General features: G+C 54.7%; 5 protein-coding genes. 4 read left to right on the plus strand and 1 reads right to left on the minus strand.

The features are described from left to right. Positions 1–634, plus strand: a 634-nt coding sequence (locus Q8Q07_04485) for a ZIP family metal transporter (protein MDP3879550.1), incomplete at its 5' end; no start/stop codon positions are given. A gap of 11 nt (positions 635–645) precedes the next feature. Here Q8Q07_04485 and Q8Q07_04490 read toward each other — a convergent pair. Continuing rightward, positions 646–1,569, minus strand: a complete 924-nt coding sequence (locus tag Q8Q07_04490) for a dihydroorotate dehydrogenase (protein MDP3879551.1) — start codon at positions 1,567–1,569, stop codon at positions 646–648. A 462-nt stretch (positions 1,570–2,031) separates the two neighbouring features. On the opposite strand from Q8Q07_04490, the gene Q8Q07_04495 reads away from it, so the two are divergent. Genes Q8Q07_04495 through Q8Q07_04505 form a run of 3 tightly spaced genes read left to right on the plus strand, consistent with a single transcriptional unit; the run spans position 2,032 to position 3,805 of the window. After that, positions 2,032–2,388: a TraR/DksA C4-type zinc finger protein gene (locus Q8Q07_04495; protein ID MDP3879552.1), complete on the plus strand. Its 357-nt coding sequence runs from the start codon at positions 2,032–2,034 to the stop codon at positions 2,386–2,388. Next, positions 2,375–2,872 (plus strand): signal peptidase II, encoded by a 498-nt coding sequence (gene lspA, locus Q8Q07_04500; GenBank protein ID MDP3879553.1) that lies wholly within the window; start codon positions 2,375–2,377, stop codon positions 2,870–2,872. The genes Q8Q07_04495 and lspA overlap by 14 nt, the downstream gene beginning before the upstream one ends. A 24-nt stretch (positions 2,873–2,896) precedes the next feature. Beyond that, positions 2,897–3,805, plus strand: coding sequence for an RluA family pseudouridine synthase (locus Q8Q07_04505; protein ID MDP3879554.1), 909 nt, complete (start codon positions 2,897–2,899; stop codon positions 3,803–3,805). Positions 3,806–4,003 lie beyond the last annotated feature (198 nt).

The raw sequence follows: 4,003 nt of genomic DNA on the forward strand, positions 1-4,003 counted from the left end.
CATCAGCTTCGCGGCCGGCGCCCTGGCCGGGGATGCCTTCATCCACCTCATACCGGAAGCCTTCGAAGAGCTGGGTACCGGCTTACTGACTCCATTGCTGATTATTGCCGGTATGCTGGCTTTCTTTGCTATCGAAAGCTCTATCCACTGGCGTCATTGCCATATCCCCACCTCAGAGCACCATGTACACCCGGTAGCCGCTCTGAACCTGATCAGTGAGTCTTTGCATAATTTCATTGACGGCGTCCTGATCGCGGCCAGCTATATGGTCAGTATTCCCCTCGGTATCGCCACGACTGTAGCGGTCATGGCACATGAAATACCACAGGAGATTGGCGATTTCGGAGTGCTGGTTTACGCTGGCTTCACGATAAAGAAAGCGTTGCTGTTTAACTTTGCCGCCGCTCTGACGGCGGTCATTGGTGCGGTTATCGTCCTGGTTATTGGTCAGCATATCAGCGGGCTCTCCGCATTGATGCTGCCGATTACGGCGGGTGGTTTCATCTATATCGCCGGCTCGGACATCGTTCCTGAAATCCACCGTACCTGTGACCGGCTGATTATTGCCGCCGGGCACTTCGTGGCGATATTACTGGGCATAGGCCTGATGGTGGCACTGGTAGTGCTGGAGTAATCTGGCTTTGCTTACCTTCGCGCCGCGCCGATAAGCTCGTTGATGTCTTCTATCCCCTCTTTTTCCAGGAACCGCTCGATACCCGCCAGCACATCGAGGGGGGCACTGGGATTAACAAAACCGGCCATGCCTATCTCGACGGCGCTGGCGCCCGCCATGATAAACTCGATGGCATCAGTGGCGGTGACAATGCCCCCGATGCCAATGACCGGTATCTCCACAGCCGCCGCCACCTCATAGACCATGTACAGCGCCACCGGTTTGATGGCCTGTCCGGATAACCCCCCGGTAATGTTGCCCAGGACGGGCCGGCGCCGGTTCACGTCTATCGCCATGCCCTTCAGGGTGTTAATCAGGGAGATGGCGTCCGCTCCGGCTTCCGTCGCCGCCACCGCCACCTTGACGATATCAGCGGTATTGGGAGTCAGCTTGACCAGTACCGGCAGTGTGGTGGCCTGCCTGACGGCGGCGGTTACCTCGGCGGCGGAATCAGGTTTAGCCCCGAACTCAGCCCCGCCCCCCCTCACGTTAGGACAGCTGATGTTTACTTCCAGGCCGCTGATACCAGTCACGCCGTCGAGCCGGTGGGCTAATCGGGCGTAATCATCAACCGTCTCACCGGCAATATTGACGATGACCGGCACTCTCCAGTTTGCCCAGACCGGCGCCTTTTCTCTGATTAGAGCCTCAACGCCGATATTTTGCAGGCCGATGGAGTTGAGCATACCGCTGGCGGTCTCGGCTATTCTGGGTTGAAGGTTGCCTTCCCTGGGTTCAAGGGTAGTCCCCTTGCAGATGATAGCCCCCAGTTTCTGGATATCGAACAGGCGGCTGTTCTCGATGCCATAGCCGAAGGTGCCCGAGGCAGTCATCACCGGATTGGAGAGAGACAGCCCTCGAGGGTGCTTGGGAGCTAGCTGAATGGAAAGCCTCATCACGGTTTCTCCTTCGTTGAAGATTATAGGTTATCCGGTCCCTGCTGGCAAGAATTGAAAGTCAGGAGATAACAGCCTACAATTGCAGAGTGAAATATCTAAAACGGTCAGCTTGATAAAAAGGCTTGAATAGTATACATTGAAGACATACTGGAAATATGGTATACTCTGGCACTTTGGATTATACCGGGATTCCGGGATGGACCAGCGGTGATTATTGAATTCTGTAATACCTGGCAATCAAAAAACAATATATCCGGGCCGTTGCTGTATCCGGTTCCTGTACTCTGTGGTGCTGATGAACCACAGCTACCCGGTCTGCTGCCACAAGACTAATCTGCCCTCATTCACTGTTGCTCTCTGAAATAACACCTGATTATAAAAGTTTACCTGTCAGCATCCAGACGCAAGAAATCAGAAGAAGTTACTTAATACCTGGCAGGTGAGCGGGAGGAAAAACAAGTGACGACACAATTAGCACAGCTACGCTCTCGCCTGGAGAGTGAAAAAAAGCGCTTAACCGGGGAATTGGAACAGTTAGAAACTAACGCCCGCCCCGCAGAGGTGAGACGAGAGGGTAGCCCCTTTGGCAAAAGGGAAGAGGAAGCTACCGAAAGTTTTGAATTTGAGAAGCGGCTGGCCCTGCAGAAACAGGCCAGGGACCATCTTGCCGAGATAGAACACGCTTTGCAGAAGTTTGAAGAAGGGACTTATGGTCTGTGTGATAGCTGCGGTCAACCGATAGACCCGGCCCGGCTCGAAGTCCTGCCACAGGCGAGTCTTTGCATTAGCTGTAAGGCAAAGAATGAAAAGGGCTGATTCCCTCCGGGCGGGGCTGTGGAACGCGCTCTTTTTTCTCACTGCATTGCTGGTGTCAGCTCTAGACCAGCTTACCAAGCTCTGGATAAGGGCCAACCTGGACTTGGGAGAATCACTACCACTGACAGGGTGGTTGCGGCTGACTCATATCCGCAATCCCGGCGCCGCTTTTGGCCTGTTTCAGGGTTTCTCATTCACGCTGACGGTTCTGGCGATAGCCGGCATTATTGCCCTGCTGGTCTTCTTCATCTTTTTCTATCACCGTTTTCCCTTTCTCAATGACAGCCTGAGCAAACCAGCTCTCGGTCTGATTCTGGGTGGTACGGTGGGTAATCTGATAGACCGGCTTCGCCTGGGTTCGGTCACTGATTTTGTCGATTTCGGTTTCTGGCCGGCGTTTAATGTTGCCGATGCCTCCATTGTTATCGGCGCTTTGATATTCGCTTATTCTCTATTGTTCCCGGCCAGGGCTAAACAGTCCTGACCCTCAACCCAGGGAGTGAGGTTAATGAGTAATCTCCGGGAATTTCATCTGGTGGTTACTGAAGAGGGAGCCCGCCTCGATAAGTACGTCAGTCAGCATTACCCGGAAATCTCCCGGACTCAGGTTCAGAAGCTGATTGGCGATGGCAATATCAGGGTCAACGACCGCACTGCCAGGGCGGGACTCAAGCTCAGCGCCGGAGACAGATTAACTATTAACCTGACTCCCCCCACCCCCGCTTCCTTAGCGCCGGAGAATATCCCCCTGAATATCCTCTATGAGGATGCTGACCTGCTGGTTATCGATAAGCCGGCGGGACTGACTGTACACCCGGCGCCGGGACACCCGGCTCATACCCTGGCTAACGCCGTGCTGTCCCGTTTATCAGAGCTGCCGGATAGCGGTGACTGGCAGCGGCCGGGGATTGTGCACCGGCTGGACAAAGATACCTCAGGGGTGATAGTAGTTGCCAGGAATAGTACGGCTCACCAGTACCTGGCAGACCAATTCAAGTCCCGCACGGTAGCCAAAACTTACCTGGTACTGGTCAGGGGACGCCTGACGCCGCAGGATGGCGCTATTGAGGCGCCAATCGGGCGCGACCGCCGGAACCGGGAACGCATGGCGGTGGTAGCTGAGGACAAGGGGCGGGAAGCTCGGACTAAATACCATGTTGTCAGGTATATCGGCAACTACACCCTGCTCGAAGTCAGGCCTCAGACCGGGCGCACCCACCAGATACGGGTGCACCTGGCGGCAATCGGCTACCCGGTGGTGGGGGACAAGGTCTACGGCGTGAAATCAGACCATCTTTCACGGCAGTTTTTGCACGCCTCCCGCCTCGGTTTCAGACTACCTTCCACCGGGGAATACGTGGAGTTTGAGGCTCCCCTCCCCACCGACCTGGCCCAGGCGCTGGAAAAGATAGCCTGAGTATTATTGAGATCCTAAAAAAGGAGGAATCACATGACTATTCACAAAATTACGCTGATAATAGTGCTCTGTATACTGTCACTGACTATCATCAGTTGTACGCCTGGTTCACAGAAGGATGAACTGCCGGTCAACCGTGATATGGCTATCATGATCGCTGCGGCAAACGTACCGTCCAGTGCTGTCGAAGAGGCATTC

Source organism: Dehalococcoidales bacterium (assembly GCA_030698765.1).
Taxonomy (GTDB): domain Bacteria; phylum Chloroflexota; class Dehalococcoidia; order Dehalococcoidales; family UBA2162; genus JAUYMF01.